Annotated in this window: 13 protein-coding genes; 7 read left to right on the top strand and 6 right to left on the bottom strand. The window is 60.3% G+C overall.

The genetic code is table 11. From position 1 onward, the window contains the following. Positions 1-19: 19 nt before the first annotated feature. Entirely contained in the window at positions 20-1,267 is a 1,248-nt protein-coding gene (locus tag ACTIE1_RS09765) for an ABC transporter substrate-binding protein (protein ID WP_439562522.1), read from the bottom strand. Positions 1,268-1,393: 126 nt separating this feature from the next. Between ACTIE1_RS09765 and ACTIE1_RS09760 the strand changes: the two genes are divergently transcribed. Continuing rightward, positions 1,394-2,203, top strand: a complete 810-nt coding sequence (locus ACTIE1_RS09760; protein WP_439562523.1) for an IclR family transcriptional regulator — start codon at positions 1,394-1,396, stop codon at positions 2,201-2,203. A gap of 3 nt (positions 2,204-2,206) precedes the next feature. Next, a complete protein-coding gene (locus ACTIE1_RS09755) occupies positions 2,207-3,262 on the top strand; it encodes an ABC transporter ATP-binding protein (protein WP_439562535.1) in 1,056 nt (351 codons plus the stop codon). Positions 3,263-3,305: 43 nt separating this feature from the next. Here the strand turns inward: ACTIE1_RS09755 and modC are convergent, their stop codons facing one another. From modC to ACTIE1_RS09735, 4 genes are all read right to left on the bottom strand, one after another. Beyond that, on the bottom strand, positions 3,306-4,394 hold the full coding sequence (modC, locus tag ACTIE1_RS09750; protein WP_439562524.1) for a molybdenum ABC transporter ATP-binding protein: 1,089 nt from the start codon (positions 4,392-4,394) through the stop codon (positions 3,306-3,308). After that, the gene (modB, locus tag ACTIE1_RS09745; protein ID WP_439562525.1) at positions 4,394-5,062 is read right to left on the bottom strand and encodes a molybdate ABC transporter permease subunit; all 669 of its coding nucleotides are present in this window, start codon (positions 5,060-5,062) and stop codon (positions 4,394-4,396) included. The genes modC and modB overlap by 1 nt, the downstream gene beginning before the upstream one ends. A gap of 3 nt (positions 5,063-5,065) precedes the next feature. After that, a complete protein-coding gene (gene modA, locus ACTIE1_RS09740) occupies positions 5,066-5,857 on the bottom strand; it encodes a molybdate ABC transporter substrate-binding protein (RefSeq protein ID WP_439562526.1) in 792 nt (263 codons plus the stop codon). Between the two features lie 65 nt (positions 5,858-5,922). Then, positions 5,923-6,294: a winged helix-turn-helix domain-containing protein gene (locus tag ACTIE1_RS09735; RefSeq protein ID WP_439562527.1), complete on the bottom strand. Its 372-nt coding sequence runs from the start codon at positions 6,292-6,294 to the stop codon at positions 5,923-5,925. A 437-nt stretch (positions 6,295-6,731) separates the two neighbouring features. On the opposite strand from ACTIE1_RS09735, the gene ACTIE1_RS09730 reads away from it, so the two are divergent. From ACTIE1_RS09730 to ACTIE1_RS09710, 5 genes are all read left to right on the top strand, one after another. Continuing rightward, positions 6,732-12,770: an Ig-like domain-containing protein gene (locus tag ACTIE1_RS09730; protein WP_439563357.1), complete on the top strand. Its 6,039-nt coding sequence runs from the start codon at positions 6,732-6,734 to the stop codon at positions 12,768-12,770. 93 nt (positions 12,771-12,863) lie between these two features. Further along, positions 12,864-13,787, top strand: a complete 924-nt coding sequence (locus ACTIE1_RS09725; protein WP_439563122.1) for a SapC family protein — start codon at positions 12,864-12,866, stop codon at positions 13,785-13,787. After that, complete coding sequence (locus ACTIE1_RS09720; protein ID WP_439563121.1) at positions 13,787-15,133, top strand: TolC family protein; 1,347 nt, start codon at positions 13,787-13,789, stop codon at positions 15,131-15,133. Before ACTIE1_RS09725 ends, ACTIE1_RS09720 begins: the two co-directional genes overlap by 1 nt. Beyond that, the gene (locus tag ACTIE1_RS09715) at positions 15,130-17,289 is read left to right on the top strand and encodes a type I secretion system permease/ATPase (protein ID WP_439563120.1); all 2,160 of its coding nucleotides are present in this window, start codon (positions 15,130-15,132) and stop codon (positions 17,287-17,289) included. Before ACTIE1_RS09720 ends, ACTIE1_RS09715 begins: the two co-directional genes overlap by 4 nt. A gap of 5 nt (positions 17,290-17,294) precedes the next feature. After that, entirely contained in the window at positions 17,295-18,605 is a 1,311-nt protein-coding gene (locus ACTIE1_RS09710; protein ID WP_439563119.1) for an HlyD family type I secretion periplasmic adaptor subunit, read from the top strand. Between the two features lie 152 nt (positions 18,606-18,757). Here ACTIE1_RS09710 and ACTIE1_RS09705 read toward each other — a convergent pair whose 3' ends face one another. Beyond that, on the bottom strand, positions 18,758-24,613 hold the full coding sequence (locus tag ACTIE1_RS09705) for a beta strand repeat-containing protein (RefSeq protein WP_439563356.1): 5,856 nt from the start codon (positions 24,611-24,613) through the stop codon (positions 18,758-18,760). Positions 24,614-24,656 lie beyond the last annotated feature (43 nt).

Raw genomic sequence — 24,656 nt, 5'->3', positions numbered from 1 at the left:
TGGCAAAAGGGCGCTGCCCTTAGTTCTCGTTCACGCGCTGGCGCACACGCTCCAGCCGGGTCAGGATGGCGTCCAGATTGTCGGGCATCACCATGAATTCCTGAAACCCTTCCATGCCAGCAGACGCCATTTCGGCATCAGTGTCGCGGTCGAAGAATTGCGCAATACCGCCCGTTGCATTCGACAGCATCTCAAACCCTGCCTGAATGAACTTGTCATCGGCCACTTGCGCATTGCGGTTGATCGGCAACTGGCCCAACACTTCATTCACGATGGTCTGGTTTTCCGCGCTGGCCACATATTGCAGGAACGCGCGCGCCGCTTCCTTGTTTTGCGCTTGTGCGGGAATATGCAGCGTGTCCGTGGGCGCATCTTCGGCCATTGGAATGCCCGGCGTGATTTCGGGGAACTGGTAGAAGCCAAGCTGGTCATCGGTCAGGCCCGCTTCGCGCAGGGGCGCGACAAGGAAATTGCCCATCAGGTAGGATACGGCATCGCCATTTACCAGAAATGGCTGCGCTTCCTGCCATGTATAGGCGGTGTGGTCATCGATGAATGCGCCCATATCAATCAATTCGCGCCAGTTCGCGAAGGTTTCGCGCACGCGGTCGTCTGTCCACTCAACCTCGCCTGCGGTCAGCGCCATGTGGAAATCATAGCCATGTGTGCGCAGGTTGATGTAGTCAAACCAGCCGCCCGCCGTCCACAAGAACCGCGTGCCGATAGTATAGCACTTGCGGCCCGACTCCAGAATGGCCTCACAATTTGCCTTCTCCTCCTCCCAGGTGGTGGCGGGCGTCAGGCCCAATTCGTCGTAAATGTCCTGACGGAAATAGACACCCCATTGATAATAGCTATAGGGCACACCCCATTGCTTGCCGTCCAGCGTCAGCGCAGGGCGCGTCGATGCAAGTTCATCACCCATCGGGCCGTCCCACAGGTCCGAGACATCCTCGAACAGGCCAGCCGCCACATAGGGGCGCATACGGTTACCAGCATACCAGCCATTCACATCGGGGGCATTGGCGGTCAGGTAGTTGCGGATTTGCGTCTTGTTGGCCTCTCGGTCAATCAATGTCAGCTCGATATCAAGGTCAGGGTGCATTTCGCCGAAACGCTCGACCATGCCCTCCATCGCCTCTTTCGGGGCGGGGTTCTGGTCATTGAAGAATATGCGCAATGTCCCAGTCAGTTCCGCGCTGGCCGGAACAGCCATTGCCGTGGTCATCGCCAGCGCAGCCACTACGCTTTTTATCGTAAATCTCATAATATCCTCCCTTTTCGGTTTCATTATTTGAAACCTATTTTTACATATTGAAAAAGATGGCGCGACTCGTTACGTTTTGTCAAGAATTAGTTTTAGCTATGCTTTCAACCGGGGGGATGTGGGCAAATGGTTGCGGGTCCGGCATCAGACGGCACAGTCGCCAAAGCGCTTGAAGTGCTTGACCTTGTCGCGTCCTTCGGGCGGCCCGTCCGGTTTTCGGACGTGCTGGACCAAAGCCCCTATCCGAAAGCCACGCTCTACCGGCTGCTGCAAACGCTGGTCAGTCAGGGCATGCTGTCCTATGACGCTGACAGGTCTTGCTATACAATGGGAATACGGCTGGTGCGGCTGGCGCATGTGGCCTGGCAGCAAAGTTCGCTGGCCCCGATCGCACGCCCGCATCTGGACCGCCTGTCGACATTGGTCGGCGAGACTGTGCATCTGGCCCAACTGGATCATGCGCAGGTTTTGTATGTCGACAAGCGCAATGCGCGCATGCCCATCCCCATGTATTCACAGGCGGGCAAGGTGGGTCCGGCCTATTGCACGGGTGTGGGCAAGGCAATGCTGGCGCATCTGCCCGAAGCGCAGTTGCCCGCCATACTGGCACAACAAAGCTGGCACAGGTTTACTGCAAAAACCCTGACATCCCCCGAGGCGCTGCTGGCCGATCTGGCATCCATACGGGCGCGGGGCTACGCCCTGGATGACGAAGAACACGAGCCCGGCATCATATGCGTCGCGCTTCCTGTCCTGACATCGGGCGGCGCTGTGCTGGGCGCATTGTCAGTCACATCGACAACAGCGCAAACCAGTCTTGACGCCTTGTCCGAATTTGCCCCGCTCATCCGCGACATCGCACATACGATTGCGCAGGAAACCGAAACCTGGCGCTTCCCGGAAGACGGGACGCACCCAAGCCGTAAAAGGGCCTGAATGATGTCTGGCGTCACACTTAGCAATATCGTGAAGAAATACGGCGAAACGCAAGTGATCCATGGTGTGGACCTGTCGATAGCACCGGGGGAGTTCTGCGTTTTCGTAGGTCCTTCGGGCTGTGGCAAATCCACGCTTCTGCGCATGATCGCGGGGCTTGAGGACACAACCGGCGGTGAAATCCGGATTGGCGCGCGCGATGTCACGCGCCTTGATCCCGCCCAGCGCGGTGTGGCCATGGTGTTTCAGACCTATGCACTTTATCCGCATATGAGCGTGGCCGAGAATATGGGCTTCGGGCTGAAAATGAACGGCCACCCCAAAGACGAAATCCGCCAGAAAGTGGACCGCGCCGCCGATATTCTGAAGCTGGGCGACTATCTGCACCGCAAGCCCAAGGCCTTGTCAGGCGGACAGCGGCAGCGCGTGGCCATTGGTCGTGCCATTGTGCGCGGGCCTGAAGTGTTCCTGTTCGACGAACCGCTGTCCAATCTGGATGCGGAATTGCGTGTTGAAATGCGCGTGGAGCTTGCCAGACTGCACCGTGAAATCGGCGCAACCATGATCTATGTCACCCATGATCAGGTCGAGGCGATGACACTGGCAGACAAGATCGTGGTGCTGCGCGGCGGTCGGGTCGAACAGGTGGGCGCGCCGCTGGACCTGTATCGCGACCCTGACAACCTGTTCGTGGCAGGGTTCATCGGATCACCGGCCATGAACCTGATGCAAGCACAGCGGGTTGAAGGGGGGCTGTCAGTTCCTGCATTGGGCGGCGCGGTGTTGCCTGTGCCAGTGCCCGCGCATGCCGGAAATGACCTGATTCTGGGCCTGCGCCCGCAAACGATCGAGGTGGTCAGCGGCGACACCCACACAGTCGAGATGACAGAGGCCCTTGGCGGCGTGTCGTTCATCCATGCCGCAAGCCATGGCCAGCAGAAACTGGTTATTGAAACGCACGGCGACGTGACATTCCCCAATGGCGCACGCATTGGTTTGCGCGCCGATCCGGAAAACACCTATCTGTTCGACCGGACATCGGGACACCGGCTGCGCTGATTCCCCCCGCGCCGATGCGGGCAATGGGTGCCCGACACGGCCATCATGGCCCTGTGCGGGCCTGCGCGACATGATCGCGCGCGACAGACATTGATTTCAGGATCGCATGGACATGCTGGCCTGTTTGCAGGCCCATCTGCTCTGCGGCGCGGCGCGTGATGCGGGCCAGTATCTCGCCCTCTCCCACAGCAAGGTGCACCATGACCCCCGGCCCTGTCCCTGCCACCAGTCGCGTAATGCGCGCAGCAAGGATATTCTGCGCGGACAGGCCCACCGGCGCATCACGCGACAAGATGACATCATGCGCCATGATGCGCACGCGCACCTGCGCCCCCGGTGCGGCTGCAACCATCGGCAGGAACAACGATCCGGACGTTGTTTCCAACCGGCTAAGGCCGTCAGGCAGGTGTTCGGCGACACGCGCCAGCAACATCGCGCCCGCCTCGCGGATACCCAGCGCATGCAGGGCGTCAGGATTGCCCATCACTTCGGCGGTGGTGCCATCATATACCAGACTTCCCTGCGCCATGACCGCCATTCTGTCCGCCAGCATCTGCGCTTCGTTCATGTCATGGGTGACCAGCACCACCGGCATGGCCAGATGCGCCCGTAGCGCGATAATTTCGGCATATAGCTTTTCGCGGGTTGCGCCATCCACAGCGGAAAACGGCTCGTCCAGCAGCAGGGCCCGGGGTCTGCGCGCCAAGGCGCGCGCGACCGCAACGCGTTGTTGCTGTCCGCCCGACAGCTGGGCCGGTTTGCGGTCCTCCAGCCCGTGCAGGTTTACCAGATCCAGTATGCGCGCGGCCTCTTGCCTGTTCTGCCGGTCCATTGCGGCCATGACATTCTGTGCGGCGGTCATATGCGGGAACAGGGCATAGTTCTGGAACACAATGCCCACACGCCGGCGATGTGGCGGCAGACACAGCCCCGCGCCCGTATCCAGCCATGTTTCCCCGTCCACGGCCACCCGCGCCGCATCCGGCCGCCATAATCCCGCTATGGTGCGCAAAACTGTTGTCTTGCCGGACCCCGAATGCCCGACAAGCGCAAGCAATTCACCAGCGGCCACCTGAAACCCCACATCAAGCGGGATCGGACCTGCCGCTTTTGCCATGACATACAGCGACATCACGACAACCTTCGGCCGACGCGGGCCGACAGGGCATAGGTCACCGCGATGGCAGATAGTGAAATCGCCACCAGCACCGCGGACATCATCGCGGCCCCACGATCATCGAACCCTTGCACGCGGTCATATATGGCAATGGCTATTGTCTTTGTCTCTCCGGGGATGGAGCCGCCCACCATCAACACGATGCCAAATTCACCCAATGTATGGGCGAAAGTCAGCACCATCGCCGTCATCAACCCCGGCCATGCCAGCGGCAATTCGACCTTCCACAAACTGCGCAAGGGCGACAGGCCGCAACAGGCCGCCGCCTCGCGCACTTCCGGCGCGACCCCCTCGAACCCGCGCTGCGCCGGCTGAATGGCAAATGGCAGGTTAAAAATGACCGATGCCACGACCAGCCCCTGAAAGCTGAACACCAGTTGCTGCCCGAACATGTCCTGCCAGACTTGCCCGATGGGCGAACTGCGCCCGAACGCCACCAGCAGGTAGAAGCCCAACACCGTAGGCGGCAGAACCAGCGGCAGGATGATCAACGCCTCCAGCACGCCCTTGCCGCGAAAGCGGTTATAGGCCAGAAACCGGCCCATCACGATGGACACCGGCAGCAGGATCACGACAGTCCAACCCGCCAGCCGCAGCGACAAGAACAGCGCGGCCCAGTCCATCTGTCACTCACCCTCTGGCAAGGTAAAACCGTAGCGTTCCATAATTTCGCGCGCGGTGGGTTCCATCATAAAGGCATAAAACGCCTCGGCCACGGGACCGGCGCTGTTCAACAAAACCATACGCTGGCGCAAAGGGGCGTGCCAGTCGTCAGGGATAAGCGCATAACTGCCCCGTGGCCCGACCTGCGGTGCCAGCGCCAGCGAATAGGCCAGAATGCCCCCTTCAGCATTGCCCGACAGCGCGAATTGCGCCGCCTGACTGACATTTTCGCCCAGAACCAAGGCAGGTTGCAGATCATCCCAGATACCCTTGTGCACAAGCGCTTCGCGGGCCCGCATGCCATAGGGCGCATGGTCGGGATTGGCGATAGCAAAACGGGTAATGCCGCCTTCCGCCAGCATTTCGGCCAGATGGTCAAGCTGGCCATCCGGTGTCAGCGCTGATCCATGCGGCACCATGATCACGACACGGCCCAACGCGTACAGATCGCCGGCATCACGGGTGAACCCCTCGGCATGCAGGTCAGTGATGAACTCCTCATCCGCGGCCATGAATATCTCGAACGGGGCCCCTTCGCGAATCTGGCGGGCAAAATTTCCGGTGGACCCCATGGACAGGCGCACCGACATGCCGGTGTCAGACTGAAACGCGGCCGCTATTTCGGCGACTGCGAATTGCAAATCGGACGCAGCCGCGACAACCGGCGCGGCCTGCTGCGCGGAAACGACGCCCGCCTGAAACCAGAACGCGGCGCAGGCTGCCGCGATCAAACGGCCAATACGGAAACGGATCATCTGCCCCCCCTGCGGTGATATGTTTCAAGGAACATATCGCAGGATCGTTGGCGCGAGGGCAAGCGTTATTTTCCATGGGGCATATCGACCAGCAATTCCTGTAGCGCCCGCAGATGGTCCTTGCCGGTGTTGGCGGTCTCGCGCTCGAATGCACGATATAACGCCAGAACATGCCGCCCGTTCGCCGTCAGGACCGCACCGCCACCCCCAGCCCCACCACGAACGCTTTCGACCAGTGGCGCACGGAACATTGCATTCAACCTGCCCACCAATTCCCACGCACGCTTATAGCTCATGCCCATCTTGCGCCCCGCAGCCGCGATGGACCCGGTGGTGCCGATATGTTCCAGCAGTTCCGCCTTGCCCGGCCCCATCATCTCGGTCTGTCCAAAGACAATCCTGATCCGAAGGCGCGGCGTATCGATGTCGTTTTCCATGCACCTGTTTTCCGGCGCCTGCCATGAAAGCGCAAGGGCTTTGACACCCCGCGGACGCCGTTTTGTTGAACATCTGTCATTGCACAGAAGTCGCCGCGTTTGCATGTTCGGAATTCAGGGGCGGCCAACGTATCAATGCAGCGCTGTTGTCAGGCCGTGCAGCGCAGCAAAAAAGACACTCTCAGTGCATGTCAAACCACCGCAAGGGTTGAGTAGGCGCGCTTAATCGTATAATTGCAAATGGAACGATGATATCGTGAATTTATACTTAATTCTTTTTCACACACGGCCCAAGGGCGGGGGATTTATGCAGCTATATTCCTAAGGTTAACCATTTTCAAAAGCTCGGGCAACATTTTGAACCCTGCTTTGCTTCGGTAGACAACTACCAGATCACGATAAAAATTATCAAAAATTCCTTTTTCTGGAGTGCCTTCATGAAACGCTTCACTGCTGCTGACGCCCAGAGTCACGCCGTTGTTCCCCACACTTCCGATGTCAAAACCCTTGAACAGGGCGCAATCGCTGAAAAGCGGCGGGCATTCGTTCAGGACTGGCTGGCAAATCGCGGGCGCAGCATCAGTTTGCTGTCGGCGGGCGGGTTGATCTTCCTGCCGCTGCTGGGGGCCACCAGCGCGCAGGCGCAGCAAGGACCGGTTCTGGTCAGCACGCTGGACGGCGTGTCCAGCATGGCCTTCAACCCCGATGGCAGTTTGCAGCTTGCACTGTCCAACGGGCAGTTTGTCACCATCGCCGCCGCCGAGGTGACGGTTATGGCCAATGGCGCAGTCGCGATTTCTGCCGCCGCAGCGGAACTGGTGGCATCCTTGGCGGGTATCGGTGCGGCCGGTCTGGGAACCGGGGCGCTTGCTGCGCTTGGCGGTGGTGTGGCGGCGGCTGCCGCAGCTGCCGGCGGTGGTGGTGGCGGGTCCGATGCAGGCTCCCCCTCATCCTCCAGCCCGCCGCCGCCCGTGCGCGATGCAAGTTTCGCCAGCAATCCCGACAGCCCGTTGGCAGTGAACGGGGGCATGGTTCTGTCTGCACAGAATTTCGTCGGGATCGCGCCTGCGGATTCCATTGTGCAGATCACCTTGAATGATGCGAATGGCGATCCGCTGCTTGATGGTGCTGGTAACCCGTATGTGTTTGAAGACACCGCGCAGCCTGACGGAACGTACTCCATCAGCCTTCCCGCCTTCGGGAATACAGGCCTTGACCTACCCGATGGCACCTACCAGATCGTCATCCAAGCCTTCGACGATGACGGAACCGGCAACCCGACAGGCAATCCGCGCGGCACGCAAACAGTCGAAATTACCGTGGATACCGCCGCGCCCACCCTTGTCAGCATAGACACGCCTATCGCCGCAAATGGCGAAATCAACATCGCCGATTCACAAAATGATCTGGTCATCACCGGCACAAGTTCCGGCGCGGAAGATGGCGCAGAGGTGGTTGTCACCCTCAACAGTGTCGCGCATAGCGGAACCGTGACTGCGGACGCATGGTCGGTGACCGTGCCCGCCAGCGCAGTGCAAGACCTGCCCGATGGCACTGTCGCCATCAGTGTCGAGGTGTTCGACCTTGCGCGCAACTCGGACACAGGCAGTGAAAATGTCGATGTCGACCTGACGCCCCCCACAATCAGCATCACCGCGCTGCCCTTCGGTGATTTCCTGAACCTTGGCGACACTGGCGCGCCCCAGACAATCAACGGCACAAGCGATGGCGCAAATGGCCGCACCGTCACCCTGACTGTGATCGATTCTGCGGGGGCCACCTCAACCTTCACCGACACCACCGACGCGGTCACAGGGGCGTGGTCCATCGACCTGCCAATCATCACGCTTCAGGCACTGGCCGAAGGGGCGGCAACCCTGTCGGCCACAGTGACCGACAGCTTCAACAACCCGCCCGACAGTCCGGCCACGGCACCGTTTACCGTCGACACCATCGCGCCAAATGTCGAGGTTACCCAGATCGCAGGCGACGGGATCATCAACATCCCCGAACAGGCAGGCGGCTTTACTGTCAGCGGCACATCGAATGCCGAAGAAGGGCAGCTTGTCACAGTGCTGATCGATGGCGTTGCCGCCACGAACACAGGCACTGTGGATGCGAATGGCACTTGGACAGTTTCAATCCTGCCAGCCGATGTGGCGGGCCTGATTAATGCCGACACCCCTGCCTTCACCGCGCGGGTTCAGGATCAGGCCGAGAATGAGACGACATCCGCACCGGTTACGGCCAATGTCAACCTGACCGAACCCACCATCGCGATCACCCAGATCGGCGGGAACGGGTTTATCAATATCAACGAGCAGGACGAGGATGGGATCACCGTCACCGGCACCACCAATGCCGAAGACGGACAAGATGTCGAGGTCACCCTGACCCAAGGCAGCACCACAGCGACAACCACTGTGCAGGTGCAAGCAGGCGGCACATTCACCGCCCCCTTCACCCCCGCGCAGCTCGCGGACTTCACCGATGGCGCAATCACCGCCACTGCTACGGTCGAGAACGCCATTGGCAACACCGGCACCTCTGCCGGTTTTGACGGCACGGTCGATCTGATTGCGCCCACGATCAGCATTAGCGACCCGCTGGCGGGCGATGGAACCTTCACCAAACTGAACGAGGCGAACGGGCTGGACGTGACCGGCACCACCAATGCCGAGGTCGGGCAGATCGTCACGGTTACTTATAACGGCGTTGATTACACTGGCGCTGTCGTCGATGGCGCGCCGGGACTGAACACATTTACGGTGCCGATCCCTGATACGGCCTTCGCGGGCGTCGACACAGGCGACACCATCACCGGCATTACCGCGCGCGTGTCCGATCAGGCAGGCAACCCGTCCGATGTGGCGACCGGCCCCACCCTGAGCGTGGACCTGACCGGCCCCAGCATTACAATCAACCCCATCGCTGTTGATAACATTATCAATATCGCGGAACGCGATGATGCGGGCGGGGTAGAGATTTCGGGCATCGCCTCTGGCGCAGATGAGCAGACCGTCACGGTAGAAATTCGTGACGCCAGCAACGCTGTCGTGTTCACCGCCACTGATGAGGCTGCGCTCGGCACTGGCGAATGGTCAGTGATCATTCCGCAGGCGATTGTCGGCCCACTTGCAAATGACGCCACCTTTACAGTGACTGCCGATGTCAGTGATTTCGAAGGCATTGCAGCGCCCACAGCCACGCTCAGTTTTGACACCGATTTCAACAACCCGACCATCACTATCGGCGCATTGCCCTTCGGCAGTTTCCTGAACGCGCTGAACACCGAAAGCGAACAAAGCATTTCCGGCACGTCCACTGGCGCGAATGAACAGACGGTCACTTTGACGGTGACGGATCAGGCGGGCGTTGTTCGTACATTCACCGGCGATACGAACGCAACGACCGGCGCTTGGTCCATCCCGATCCCGACAGGCATACTGGAAATTCTGGCCGAAGGCACAGCCACCCTCAGCGCGACAGTGAACAGCGCGGCGGACAACCCGCCTACGGCCCCTGCCACCACTACCTTCACCGTGGATACGGTCGCACCCGACATCACCATCACCGAGCCGGGCTTTCTTGATGTGGGCGCAGGCGACACCTTCCTGAACAACACCGAGGCCGGCATCCTGCAAACCATCAACGGCACCGCACCGGGGGCCGAAGCAGGACAGCCCGTAACCCTGACCATCACGGACAGCACGGGCACGGTCGTGACCATCACCCCTGACCCGCAGGTCGATGGCTCAGGAAACTGGACGGTCGATGTAGACCTCAGCGGCCTCGCTGAAGGTGCGGTCACCATTTCGGCCATGGTCAGCGACGCAGCCGGTAACCCCGCTGACGCGCCTGCCGAATTGTCATTCACCAAAGACACCATCGCGCCTGATGTGCAGATCACCCAGATCGCAGGTGACGACATCATCAACATCCCCGAACAGGATCAGGGCTTCACTGTCAGCGGGACATCGAATGCCGAAGAAGGGCAGCATGTCACGGTGCTGATCGATGGCGTTGCCGCCACAAATACAGGCGCTGTGGATTCGAGTGGGAACTGGACCGTCACAATCCTGCCCGGGGATGTGACCGGCCTGAATGACGGGGACACCCCTGCCTTCACCGCGCGGGTTCAGGATCAGGCCGAGAATGAGACGACATCCGCGCCGGTCACAGCCAATGTCAACCTGACGCCCCCCACCATCACCTTTGCCACACTGGCGGGTGACGACATTCTGAACATCGCCGAAAGCAACGCTGCGGAATTGACCATCGGCGGCACCACCACCGGTTTCGCGAATGGCGACCAGATCACCCTTAGCGCCAATGGCATTACCGATATCACCCTGACCGTGACCGGCAATGCCTTCACCCATAATATCGCGCGCGAAGATGTCTTTGCCCTGATCGTGGCCGCGACAGGTGCAGCGCCCGACCTTGACGGATCAGGCAACCTGATTTCGGCGGGTGCGGGCGATATCACCTTTACTGCCAGCGGCACCAACAATGTCGGTAACCCGTCAGGCAATGTGACAACGGACCTGGCCCTTGCCCTGACCCCGCCCGCATTGGCGATAGGCGATATTGAAGGCACTGGCGGCACCGCTCTGGACGGCGTGATCAACATTAACGAACGCGCGGCAGGGCTGGAAATCAACGGCACATCGGATGCCGAAGGCCGCATTGTGACCGTCACCCTGACCGATGGCGCGGGCTTCACCGCAAGCGCCACAGGCACGGTGACAGGCGGCATATGGCAGGCGGATTTCGCGGCTGGCAGTCTGAACGACGTGCCCGATGTGACCACCGAAATCAGCCTGACCGCCGAAGTGACGGATGCAAACGGCAACGGCACAACCACCGCACCCACCACCATGCCCGCAGACTTCATCGCGCCTGTTGTCACCATTGCCAGCGTCGAAAGCGGCGGCGAGGCGATTGGCGATTTCATCAATATCGACGAACGAGATGCGGGTATCACGGTGTCGGGAACCACAGATGCTGAGAATGGCCAGCGTGCGACAGTTACCCTCAGTGCCGCTGGAATCAGTGACATTGTGGTCGAGTCAGACCCGGTCGTTGACGGGCACTGGACAGTTAGCTTCAATAGCACTCAACTCGGCACTTTACCTGATGCAGTTATGGCTACATTAACCGCCAGTATTTCTGACGCATCAGGAAACCCGGCGGATCCGCCCTTTTCTCAAACAGTTGAAACGGCGTTCACCCCCCCAGAAGTTGCTATTGATACACATGCTATCGACGGATTGATAACAGGAACGTCTACGGGCCTGAACGATGGTGACACCGTACACATAACGTTGGCGAATACTGTCGATCCAAGTGTTGACTTTAACACCTACACAACGACAGTTGATGCGCTTGGGAATTGGGAATTCCAAGTTCCCACGACCTCAGATAGCAGTTTCGAAGGAATTGGGTTCGCATACAACTCTCAGATCAACATCTCAGCGACTGTAACCGATATCGCTCTAAACAGTGGTGAGGTCACTGCGCCCGTAACGATATACAAGGAGGCGCTGCTTCGAATACTCGAGTCTAGCAGGGACGCTACAACGGCAACCTATGAGGTATTCGCATCAGAAGACATTGTCGGCATTACCTTCAACCTGCGGTATGACGAAGTAGCAGTTAGCTACACGGGTGACGCTACTCCAAGAATTGATTACCAGATTTTTGCCATTCGTTCAGATAACGTACCAGGGCTGGAAACAGGCTTGGGCACAGATATTATTCGGGTCGCACTAACGGCCATCAACTTCGGTACTGGTGTTGAAGGTACGACCGAGCCAACCTCTGTTCCAGTGCTGACGGTTCTTCTTAACCTGCTGGATACCAGCGTGGTTAGTCATATTGAACTTATAAGCGACCTTACCAATATCGGAGTACAGGGCGGAAATTCCGAGACTTGGATCGGAACCGGAATACAAGACACCATTACAGTGGGTTCAATATCATCTGTGGTGCGCGGTATGGGCGGCGACGATACGATCCACCTTGAGGAAGGCGGAACGAATATAATTCTGTTTGAGGCAGACCCGAGTGCAAACGGGTTGGACACGATCACCGGCTTTTCCTCACTGAACACCGCGCTGCCCGACCGCATCGGGTTTGCCGGTCTGGACAACAGCACCTTGCGCGGCACTGGCACGGATTTTCAGGCTTTGGGCGATGGCGACCCCTTGGGCGCGGATACCGGCTTCGTGGTGCTGACATTCAACACTGGGCTGACAGCGGTTGATCTGGAAACTGCTGCCGCCAATCTGGTCGGGGAAGCGCAGGATGACATCATCTACCTGCTGGCCACGGACGGGACAAATGCGGCTTTGGCGCGGGTTGAATATACAGCCGTTGACACGGCCAGCGCCGAAATCATGGCCAATTTCACCGGCCTCGGCGACCTGAGCGGCATAACCGCGAATGAGATACTGGGCTTCAATACGGTCTAGGACAGGGCCGACATGTGCGGGCGCGGCCAGTTTCCGGCGGCGCCCCACACCCCGCGCGCAGCGCACCGAACGAAGAAATGGAATACGCGCGACATGCAAGGCCACCGCCCCGACAGCGCCCCGACACCGGCCCTGATTGCCCTGTCCCGCGAGCGCCATGCAACGCGGCGCTGGCGCAAACCGGCGGCGTATGGTTTTGCGCGCAATCGGCGTTTTGTGCCGCTGGTTCTGGCCGAAACCGACCTTGCCGCCGCCGCGATGCCGCTGGTCTTTGCGCAGGGCGGCGACGGCGACCTGCCGCAGCCGGTGGCATTGCTGCGCCTGAATGCCGATTCCAGCCCCTATGTCACCGATGACGGGCGCTGGCTGGCCCCCTATATTCCGGCGGTTTTGCGGGTCTATCCGTTTTCCGCGCGCCCTGCCCCCCAGGATGACGCCACCGCCCCCCCGCGTATGGAATTGCTGATTGACGAGGGCAGCGGCCTGATCAGCGATGACGCGCGCGATGCGCGGTTTTTCGACCCTTATGGCGCCCCCAGCAAGGCACTGGATGCGGTTATCGGGTTTTTCCGGCATTATGAAACCAGTGCGGCCGCGACCCGCACGGCCCTTCAGGCCCTGATGCAGGCGCGCACCCCCGACGGGGCCGGACTGTTCACCCCCCTGCGCCATGGTGACACGGTGCAGCAGGGACTTCTGGCACTGGACCGCGCCGCCTTTGACGCGCTGGGGGATGACAGTTTCCTGCAGCTTCGTGCGGCTGGCGCAATTGCACTGGCGATGGCGCATTTCATAAGCAGGACACAACTTGACTGGCTTGCGCGGGCTGAACGCGCGCTGGCCCAGCAATCAGACCCGCAAAACACAGCGCAGGACAGCGCGGCTGGCAGTTCAAGGCCGGATATTGCCGATTTCCTGTCGGCCCTGGCGATTGCGCAGCAAAATGACGGGCAGGTGCAACACGCCGCCCCCACCACGACCACGACCACGACCACGACCACGAAAGGCACAACCTGATGCGAGGAAGCTGGCACAAACCGCTTTTGCCCTATGCCGCAATTTTCGCACTGGCCCTTGCTGGTTGCGCACCCGCGCCCACAGATGACGATGATCTGGTCATTGAATTGCGGCCGGACCATACGCCCCAACAGGCGCAACGCACGCGGTCACTGGCCGGCACGTCCTTCGGGCAGTCGGTTGCAGACGCCGTGCGCAGTTACCCCGCACTGGCCGCAGGGTCCGCGCGTATCCGCGCAGCAGAGGCCCAACTGGAAGGCGAGCGCGGCGCGTTCCTGCCGCAAGTTTCGGTCGGGGCAGAAACGGGTATGCGGCATGCGGGCAACACACGCGCAACACGGTCATCGCCTGTGCTGGAAGTGCGCCAGCTTGTTTTTGACGGCGGACAATCAAGCCAGCGGACCGAAGCCGCGCGCGCCCGCATCGCCCAAAGCGCCAATGACCGCATGGCCCAAGCTGCCGCAGTCACATTGAACGCGGTAGAGGCCTGGTATGAAGTGCTGCATCATCGCGCGCTTGTGGATCTGGCCGCGCGTAACATGCGGTTGCACACGGAGTTTCTGGGACAAACGCAGGACCGCGTCGGGGCTGGTGCAGGCGCGGAAACCGACTTGCTGACAGCGCGCAGCAGGCTGGCCGACGCCGAAGCGCGCCAGATCACGGCCCAAAGCAAGCTGGACCGCGCAGAAGCGGAGTTTCGCCAGATTTTCGGCCGCTCGCCCGGTGCACTGCCACAGCCCGCCGCCGCACCGGCCCTGCCCGGCAATGCCGAGAGTATCGCCACGGACAGTCCACGGCTGCGCAGCGTGGACGCCAGCATTCGCGCCGCGCAGGCAGAGCTTCAGGCCGCACGGGCGGGCAACCTGCCGAATGTGGGACTTGGGGTTACAGGGCGTTCGACAAACGGGCGCGCGGATATTGGCGCGAACCTGTCACTGCAATATGACCTTGCCACCGGCGGGCGTCGAAAGGCCGCGATCCGCACCGCCGAGGCCCGCGTCATGGAACTGGAAGCCGAACGCGACGACCTGAACCGCCAGATCACGCGTGCGCTGGATTTCGTTCAATCCGACCAGCGTGCAGGCGCACACAGGTTGCGCGCCGCGCGGCAGGCAAGAACCGCGAATGAAGCCAATGTAGGTGCAGTGCGCGACCAGTTCGGGATCGGGCGGCGCAGCATTACCGAATTGCTGGACGCACAGCGCGACTTCATCCGCTCCAGCGAGGGGGTGTTGGAAGCGGAACTGGATCTGGCATTGTCCGGGTATCTGGCCCTGTCCCTGACCGGCGACATTCTGGATGTATTTGGCATTCATCTGCCCCCGCCAGAGGCCGCGCGCAGATGAACCAGACTGCACAGGACGAGAGTTCGGCAAGCCCGCCCCACTTGTCACCGGCGGATCAGGGGGTGGACGCGACGCCGCTGGAAGCCTGCCTTCTATATGTATCAGCCTTGTTGGACAGGCCGTTAACACTGGCGGCGGTGCAAGCGGGCCAAACCGGCACCAAGGGTGGAATGACCGTGCGCGATGCCATTGCAGTAGCCGAACGCGGTGGTTTACAGGTGGGGTTCGGGCCGCTGAAACTGGAGGCGCTGGATAACCTGATTGTGCCGTGCATCCTGCTTTTGTCAGGTGATCGCGCCGTAGTTTGCGAAGGGCGGGCAGAAAACGGCCAGCTTGTCATTCACGACCCCGCCTTTGGTGACGGTGTCGGGCAGATAAATGCCGCAAAACTGGCCCCCGAATTCACCGGCTACGCATTGCTGTTTCGCGCCGAACATCGGGACCTTGCCCCCACGCATAGCGACGCGCGGCAGGGGCATTGGTTTTGGGCAACATTATCACAGAACCGCTGGACCTATGCGCAGGTATTGCTGGCCGCGATGGTGGCGAACTTTCTAAGCCTGTCCACCTCGCTTTTCATTATGGTGGTTTATGACAGGGTCTTGCCGAATGAAGCCATTGAATCGCTTATCGCGCTGACCATCGGTGTGGGCGTGGCACTGCTGTTCGATTTCCTGATCAAGACGTTGCGCGCGGCATTCATAGACAGGGCAGGCCAGCGCGCGGACAAGGTGATGGGGCGGCGCATATTCGACCAGTTGCTGGATATGCAGATGCGTGCGCGTCAGGGGTCGACAGGGGCCATGGCCAATACCTTGCGCGAATTTGAAACGCTGCGCGAATTCTTCACATCTGCGACGCTTGTTGCGGTGGTGGATCTGCCGTTTATTCTGCTGTTTGTCTGGGTGATCTACATGATCGCGGGGCCACTGGCTTATGTGCCCATGGTGGCCGTCCCGCTTGTCCTGATCGTGGGAATCGCGGTTCAGCCCATCCTTGCGCGACTGGCTGAAAAGAGCTTTTCCGAAGGGCAATCAAAACAGGCCGTGCTGGTCGAAACGGTAACCGGTCTGGAAACCATCAAATCGGTGGGCGCACAACGCCAGATGCGTGCCCGCTGGGAAGATGCCATTGAACGCCAAGCCGATCATGGCGTGAAAAGCCGCGCAGTGGCGCAGTTTGCACTGAATTCCACCGCCTTTGTCCAGCAGGGCGCGCAGGTGATGATTGTGTTCTACGGGGTTTTCCTGATTTCAAGCGGGGAAACCAGCATGGGGGCAATGATTGCCGCCGTCATCCTGACAGGCCGCACATTGGCGCCCCTGGCACAGCTTGCGCAAACCCTGACGCGGCTTAATCAGGCGCGTACATCCTATAAATCCATCAACGGGCTTATGCATGCCGAGAGTGAACGCCCCGAGGGGCGGCACTGGCTGTCGCGGCCAAAGCTGGACGGCAAGATCGTGTTTGATGAGGTCAGCTTTGCCTATCCTGATGCGCAGCTGGACACCTTGCGCGGTGTGTCATTTTCCATTGAACCCGGTGAAAGGGTTGCCATTCTGGGGCGCATCGGGTCGGGCAAAAGCACGATCGCGCGCCTGATACTGGGGCTGTACCAGCCGAAATCCGGTAAGGTGCTGATTGATGGAACCGATATTCGCCAGATCGACCCGGGCGATTTGCGGCGCAATATCGGGGCCGTGCTACAGGATCTTTGGCTGTTTTCAGGCACAGTGCGCGACAATATCGCAATCGGGGCGGTCCGGCCGCGTGACGCAGCCGTTTTGGCGGCGGCCCGCACGGCGGGTGTTGACGATTTCATCGCCAAACACCCCATGGGCTATGACCTGCCGCTGGCTGAACGCGGCGAAGGGCTGTCGGGCGGACAGCGGCAAGCCATATCACTGGCACGCGCCTTGGTTGGCCGCCCCCCGATCCTGCTGATGGATGAACCCACCAGTTCGATGGATGTGCAGAATGAATCGCAGGTGTTGCAGCGCCTGAAGGACGAAACCGCGGGCCGCACACTTGTGATCATCACGCATCGCACAAGCCTGCTGGATCTGGTGGACCGCGTCATCGTAATCGAGGACGGGCGCGTGGCGCTGGATGGCGACAAAAGCCTTCTGGTGCGCCCTGCCCCAAGGCAAGGGTAGCAGACATGGCCAACACAGCGCGCGATCTGGAAGCTCTGGCGCAGGAAATGCGCGGGCGCGAAACCCTGCGCGGGTCGCTTTTGCTGCTGTTAATTCTGGTATTCCTCATTGTGGCCGTTGCATGGGCCGCCCTGACCGAACTGGATGATGTCACGCGCGCTGACGGGCGCATCGTGCCAACGCAGCAGGTTCAGGTCATTCAGGCCGCAGAACAGGGCGTTTTGCAAGCCCTGCATGTGGCCGAAGGGGATCTTGTGCAGGCAGGTGACAGCCTGATGGAACTGGACCGCACCCTGCTGACCAGCCAGCTGGATCAGGAACAGCAACGCGCCTTCGGGCTGATGGCGCGGATTGCGCGCCTGCAAGCGGAAATTGACGGCCATGATCTGGAATTTCCGCCAGAACTTGTGCAGCGCACACCATCCGTTGTCCGGTCCGAGGCGGCGTTATTCACGGCCCGCCGTGAAGAATTGTCCGACCGCATAGAGGTTCTGGAACGCCAGCGCATGCAACGCAGGCAGGAATACGAGGAAGGGCTTGTCGATCAGGAAACCGCACGCACCACCTTGTCCCTGATTGACGAAGAAATCGCCATTATCGCGCCGCTTGTAGACCGCCGCGTGGAGCCGGAAACCACAATTCTGGGCCTGCGCCGGAATGAGGCCGAATGGCGCGGGCGCGAGATTCGCGCGGCAGCAACACTGGTCCGGCTGCGCTCCGGTCTGGATGAAATTGACGACCGCATCCGGTCGGTCCGCAGCGAAGTGCGCGCGGCCGCGTTGTCGGAATTGTCGATTGCAACGGCCGAACTGGCCGAGCTGGAACCGCGTCTGCCTGCCCTGATCCAGCGCGTCACCCGGTCCGAGTTGCGCGCGCCGGTGCGCGGCATTGTCAACCGTATCTTGCTGACGACCCAAGGCGGCGTTGCGCAGGCGGGTGAAACGCTGCTGGAAATCGTGCCGCTTGACGACACGTTGCTGGTCGAGGCCTATGTCAGGCCGTCTGACATTGCGTTTCTGTATCCGGGCCAGCCGGTCAAGGTGAAGATTACGGCCTATGACTTTTCACGCTATGGCGGCATTGACGGGGAAATCACCCGTATCGGGGCCGATGCCGTAACCCGCCCGGACCGCGATGAACAGGTGTTTATCGTGCATGTGCGCACCCAGACCAACATTCTGGACGCCGATGGCGCGGCCTTGGAAATCATTCCGGGAATGGTGGCCGAAGTGGACATTCTGGCGGGGCAGAAAACCGTGCTGGAATACCTGACCCAGCCAGTCATCCGCGTCAAGGATCGCGCCTTGCGGGAATAGCCGCATGTGCGCTGGCTGGCGTCCTGTGCCGCTGTGCACAAGCACCGCAAGAATTTCTGGATAGCAAAGCGCCCTCCCATTGGGGGATCAAGCAAACGGCGCTTGTGCCTAGGGCGGCGGGATCATCCGCCGCCCTTGCACATCATGCAGCGTTACAGGTGGTTCTGCAAATCGCCTGACAGAATGCCAAGGAAGGACATATCCACATCCCCTGTCATCGCGCCGATTTCGAAACTTTCGGGACGATCGGGCACATTGCCAAGGCTGGCGCTTGGCAGATTATCCTGATCAACAAAGATGAATTCGGCATCCCGCGCATTAGGCACGCCGACAACATGCCGGAACAGCGCCAGAACGTCCTGAATATTCACCACACCGTCATCGTTGAAATCACCCGCAATGATGTCAGTGTCATCGACACTTAGGCCCGGCACGCCGACAACCATCCGGAACAGGCTTAGCACATCCTGAATGCCCAGTGCCTTGTCCGGCCCTGTTGGTGCGGCGTTATAGTCACGCACCAGCGACAGATCGCCCGTTGTGCCCGCTTCCAGCAAGAAGCTGAATGCGCCATCTGCGCCAAGTGTTGTCTGGTGCTGCGTCCCGCCCGTTTCGGTGAAGGTGACCACCGTATCCTCCGCGCTGGACGGTGTGGCGCGCACATCGCGCAGTTCGACCAGACCAGCCAGGGTGTAGAAGGCCGGATCATAAGCGAAATCGAATGCGTCTTCGCCGGTCTGATCCTCCATCGCGATTCCATTCACGCTGACGCCGCTTAGGTCAAAGCTGACATCGCGCGCCCCTGCAATGCTGGTCAGTTGCATTTCGAACGTCGCGATCGGCTGGCCCAGATCATTGATGTTCAAATCACTGCCCGAAATCACCAATGACCCTGGTGTGGCCGTAAACCCACCCGAAATGCTGTCCGGCACATAGCCGATCAGGTCGCTGTCGAAATTCAGCGTCAGGTCCAGATCCTGCAACACCCCGCCAGCAACCAGCGCCGGATCAATACTGATGGCATAGGTGATGGTCGTGCCGGATTGCGCCACTTGCGTCAAGGTCAGGGCCTGTCCCGTCTGTGGTGGCAGTTCCGCCCCCGAGATGAACCACAATTCCGTGCCACCGGCGCGCAATTCCAATGCCGGATCAGCACCAGCAAGCCCGTCAATGGAACTGGTCAGACTGACCCCGTTCAGGGTGATCCCGCCGCCCGCCTGCGCAAGCATGGTTTCCACGCCGCTTTGTGCCAGATCGGTGAAGCCCAGATAGTCCACATTGATCGTGGTTCCGTCAAAATTCAGCGCGCCGGACACTGTCAACAAGTCCGAATGGCCATGACCGAACTCAAACGCTGCCAGTGACGCCCCGAAATCGGCACTGCCATTGACAGTGATCACCCCTTCGCCCTGCATGACAGTGCCGGTTTCGGCATCATACATGTCGCCAACGTGGAACGCCCCAGCACTGACATTCAGGTCGCCGTTGATGGTGCCGTTGCCACCCATCCAGCCATTTTCGAACACACTGGTGCTGCCCGGCGTGGTCACAGTGCCATATTCAAGATTCAGCACGCCCAGCGTTGCCATTGCCCCGCCAATTTCAACGGCATTGGCCAGAACAGTTGCGCCATTTGCCACATGCAGCAGGCCCGTTGCGCCCACGCGGATCGCGCCGCCATCCTGCCCCGCATTGCCATGTGTCACCGACAATTGGGTGTCCTGACCATGGACTGTCACCTGCCCGCTGCCGCCATTGTTGCCAATGACCAGCAAGGCACCTGTGTCGCCCACCGCTCCGCCAACACCGGCTTCCAGATGAACCTGCGCGCCCGCTGACAGTGACAGCGCGCCGGTGCTGCCGGTCCCTTCGCCCACGGACATTTCGGCATCGGTGCCGCGCAGGCTTAGCACGCTGCCAGCTCCCTCGACGAACACGCTGCCGGTGCCGCCATTGCCGGTATCGGCGGGAATGCCAATACCCACAAACGTATCCGTCACCGCTGCCGCGCCAACCAGTTCGACCACCGCGCCATCATCGATGGTCATGGTGCCAGTACCGCTATTGTAGCCCACAAGCAGGCGGTTTGCGCCGTCTATCGCAGACCCTGCGCCGGTCACGGTCAGGTCCCCTTCACCGCCGGATGCATCAACGCTGCCGAAGACACCGCCGACCATGACCATATTGCGCTCGTCCCCCGCAAGGGTCAGTTCCGCGCCGTTGCGGATGGTGGCTGTACCGTTACCCCCCTCCAGCCCGCCAACCCAAAGGCTGCTGCTAAGCGCCCCTTCAATCACGGCCTCTGCGCCATTCTCAAGGATCAGACTGCCGGTGCCCGTGTTGTCATCAGTATGGGTCCAGCGCGTACCGACGCGGATACCTGCATTGCCACCTTCCGCAGCAATGCCCAGTGTTCCACCATCAACAGTCACATCACCGGTGCCGCCTTGGGTGCCGATCAGCATGAAGCTGTCAAACCCTGCGCCCGTCACGACTGCCGAAAACTCACCTCCCGTTTCGACCAGCAGGGTGCCGGTGCCACCGTTCATGCCGATGTTCAGTTGCTGATGCTCGACACTGTCAAAGGATAGTGTCGCGCCGTCACGCACGGTCAGGGTGCCCGTGCCTGCGCCGCCCTCTCCGCCGCCCAGATACAGGTTGGCATATTTCGCGCTTTCGACATGCAGACCGGTTTGCATCCCCTCAACCGTCAGGGTGCCGGTGCCTGCGCCGCCTTGAGCCTCACCTTGATCACCAACCGAAATGCTGGCCTCGCCATAGCCTTCGGACGCGTTCAGCAAGGCCACACGCCCCGTCACGCCGGACGCAAGCGTCATATCACCAGTGCCGCCATTGCGACCAATCCCGAGGAAGGCATGGCTTTCCGCGCCTTCCACCAGCAAATCACCGCCGGTCAGGGTGACTTCGCCTGTGCCACCCATTTCGCCAACCAGCAAGGCCGCGCCGTCGCTGCCGCCTTCGACAAAGAGGCGGCTGCCATCATCGGCATTTACAACACCTGTGCCCCCTTCAAACCCGATGCGAATTGCGGCACGCCCGCCATCCCCGTCAAGGTCAACCGGGTCTGCGTCCCGCAGGTAGCGCACGCCATGGTTAATGGCCCCGAATATCGCGCCGCTGACATTCACGGTGCCGGTCCCGTCCGTCCCGCGCCCGATATCCATAGTGACATACGGGCTGTCAGCGCCGCCGATCAGGACAAATCCATGCACATTGTCGGGATCAGCGCCATACTGGCCCGAAATTGTCATGCTGCCGGTGCCGCCCTCGCGGCCTAGCACCGCATAAGCCTCGGCTTCGTTATGGGCGATAATCGCCAGCAAACCATCATCGATTTGCACATGACCCGTGCCACCATTGCGGCCGACATGCAGTGTGGCAAAGTCGTCTTCGGCACTGATGAACAGATCACTGTCCTGCAATTGCAGCGTGCCGGTATTGCCCGCGCCGCGCCCGACATTCACATATGCATCGTATCCGGCCCAGATATCGGCCTCGGACCCGTCTTCCAGCCGCAGCAGTCCGGTTCCACCGTCCCATGTGCCTATCTCAAGGCCCGCAACGCCATCCCACGAAAACACATTTAACTGTGATCCGGACAGGAACACCTCGCCCTGGCTGCCCGCGCCTGCGCCGATGAACATGCGGGCAGAGCTACTTCCCGACACGAAAATCTCGGACTGATCTTCCGCCCAAATCTGGGCATAGCCCCCATCGCGCCCCACAGACATTTCGGCATCACCGCCATACCCCTGTAGGTCAACGAAGTTCGCGTCATCATCATACGTCACGCCACGGTTCAGAACACCCAGATAGCCGCCGTAAATCTCGGCCTCGGCAGTGCCGTTTCGCCCAAGGCTCATTCCAACAAACGGGCTGTTCGCACCGCCGGTAATCATCAGGCCCTGCGTGTTGCTTCCATCGCCCGTGATGTAAACACCGCCGCCAATGTCGAACAGATCGCCACTATTGCCACCGATATCGACGAAGCCATTGTCATTGTCGCCCGCCTGAACTGTTACCCGCCCGTAAGCTATATACGCCTTCCCCACACCGCCATCGCGGCCAATCGACAAAAGCGTAAAATCATTCTCCGATGTGGTTTGCTGGCGGTAGGTTCCCCCATTGGCCACATTCAGAACCCCGTCACCGCCCTGACGGCCATAGGCCGCGATTGTGCCGGTGCCCGAATGCACGAAACTGCCACCATCGATATTGACAAGGCCAAACGCATCTTGCCCGCGCCCGACCCACAATAACTCCTCGCCGTCATATGTCGCACCCGCACTGGTGCCCACAGGGTCGGAAATACTGAAACTGCCGCCGTCCAGAACTTGCAGGCTACCTACGCCACCATCCCGCCCGATGCTGATTGTTGCGCCCCAGTTCGGGTCCTGCGTACCGCCACCCGCAACAAGCGCTGCGCTGCTGCCTTCGCCCGCCACTGTCAGCGTGCCAAACGCATCTGCGCCGCGACCAACATTCAGGAACGGCCCTGCGCCGCTGCCACTGGCAACCAGCGTTTCCTGCGCGCCGTTCACGATTGTCACGCCGCCCGCAGTGCCCGCGCCATCGCCAACGCCCCATCCCGGCGGCCCGACATATGTATCCCCCCCGACAATCAAGGCCGGATCAGTATTTGATGTGGCATAGGGGCTGTTAAGGAAGGTGAAATCCGCCCCTTCGGCAAAGGGGCTGCCCTGCGGGATGTAACCAAACCCGTTCTGCTGCTCGACCTTGTCCACAAATTCCTGAATATCTTGCAACGTGGCAAAAGGCAGCGGCGTTGCGCCATCAATCTGGAAGACAAATACGGTCCCGTCATTCTCCGTTTCGTTCAGGACCATCAGATCATAGGACACGCCGTCTACTGTGATCCGCTCGAATGTGAATTGATAGTTATCAGGCGCTGCGACACCGTCAATCAGGACCGCATACGGCATTGGCCCGAAAATATCCACATAGCCGGGGTCGTCCTCATATTCGCCGGGCATGATCTGATAAGAATACACAGCATCATCAACAGGCAAGGCTATGGCCAGTTCGACATTTGCATAGCCTATGATATTTTCGTTCTGATCCTCATCAATCCGGAACCCGTTGAAACTGATAACTGCCGGATCGCCGGTGCCCGTTACCGGATCTGTCGTGCCCGCAGGCGGTGTTCCCAGACCGGCAAGCGCAATCGGCGTATCCGGACCCAGTGGATCACCCTGCGGGATAGAACCTGCACTGACTATGGTTGCCCGAAACGCGTTGAATTCGGCCAGATTGGCAAAGGACAGTTGCGGACCGCCGATCTGGAAGAAGAAATCCAGATTGGTGGACTGGCCGGTCGGATTGATGAATTCAAGGATGTCATAGGTGACACCGTTATTGTCTGTCAGCCGGACAATCTGCGTCAGCAAGGACAGCGGGTTGTCCAGACCGGGCACCTGCACGAAGAACGGTCCGGGCGATGACAATTCCACTTGAACCCCGTCATGGTCATCGGGCATCGGGCCGATTTCGGTGTATGAAAAGACGCCGCCCTCAGGCGCAAAAATCGTCATCTCTGCGGCGGCCAGCGACACAGGATCATCCGGGGATGTTACGGTATTGTAACCCGCCTGATAGCCGGCCAGGGTGACCGCCACCAAATCCGGATCAGGCGTCACAGACCCGTCATCGACCACAGTGACAGCGCCCGGAATGGTCGACAGCAGGATCGGTGTGCCCGCGGCGGCAGGGCCGTCCGTGATGGGGCCTGCGCTGTCGAAATTCGCCCAGAAACTGGCCACTGCGGCAGGGTTTGTTCCGTCCGGCAAGGGGGGACCGGCAAGCTGAAGATAATGCTGGCGGTCATTGCCGAAATCATCAATCAACAAGACATCATATGTCTGCCCGCCGGAAACAATGCGCGCGGCCAGAAACTCGATATTTTCATCCCCGAGTGGTTCGCCGTTCAGGCGTAATTCAACCGGCAATTCGTCAAAGCTGATGCGCACAAAGGCAGCACCCGTTCCACTGTCCAAGCCGATAATCTCATGG

This window comes from Roseinatronobacter sp. (assembly GCF_051859525.1).
Lineage (GTDB): Bacteria > Pseudomonadota > Alphaproteobacteria > Rhodobacterales > Rhodobacteraceae > Roseinatronobacter.
This window is presented reverse-complemented; position numbering and strand designations above follow the sequence as displayed.

Excerpts from the sequence above, each read along its gene's own strand:
- ACTIE1_RS09765 (WP_439562522.1), bottom strand. The coding sequence starts at position 1,267 with ATGAGATTTACGATAAAAAGCGTAGTGGCTGCGCTGGCGATGACCACG.
- ACTIE1_RS09760 (WP_439562523.1), top strand. The coding sequence starts at position 1,394 with ATGGTTGCGGGTCCGGCATCAGACGGCACAGTCGCCAAAGCGCTTGAA.
- ACTIE1_RS09755 (WP_439562535.1), top strand. The coding sequence starts at position 2,207 with ATGTCTGGCGTCACACTTAGCAATATCGTGAAGAAATACGGCGAAACG.
- modC (WP_439562524.1), bottom strand. The coding sequence starts at position 4,394 with ATGTCGCTGTATGTCATGGCAAAAGCGGCAGGTCCGATCCCGCTTGAT.
- modB (WP_439562525.1), bottom strand. The coding sequence starts at position 5,062 with ATGGACTGGGCCGCGCTGTTCTTGTCGCTGCGGCTGGCGGGTTGGACT.
- modA (WP_439562526.1), bottom strand. The coding sequence starts at position 5,857 with ATGATCCGTTTCCGTATTGGCCGTTTGATCGCGGCAGCCTGCGCCGCG.
- ACTIE1_RS09735 (WP_439562527.1), bottom strand. The coding sequence starts at position 6,294 with ATGGAAAACGACATCGATACGCCGCGCCTTCGGATCAGGATTGTCTTT.
- ACTIE1_RS09730 (WP_439563357.1), top strand. The coding sequence starts at position 6,732 with ATGAAACGCTTCACTGCTGCTGACGCCCAGAGTCACGCCGTTGTTCCC.
- ACTIE1_RS09725 (WP_439563122.1), top strand. The coding sequence starts at position 12,864 with ATGCAAGGCCACCGCCCCGACAGCGCCCCGACACCGGCCCTGATTGCC.
- ACTIE1_RS09720 (WP_439563121.1), top strand. The coding sequence starts at position 13,787 with ATGCGAGGAAGCTGGCACAAACCGCTTTTGCCCTATGCCGCAATTTTC.
- ACTIE1_RS09715 (WP_439563120.1), top strand. The coding sequence starts at position 15,130 with ATGAACCAGACTGCACAGGACGAGAGTTCGGCAAGCCCGCCCCACTTG.
- ACTIE1_RS09710 (WP_439563119.1), top strand. The coding sequence starts at position 17,295 with ATGGCCAACACAGCGCGCGATCTGGAAGCTCTGGCGCAGGAAATGCGC.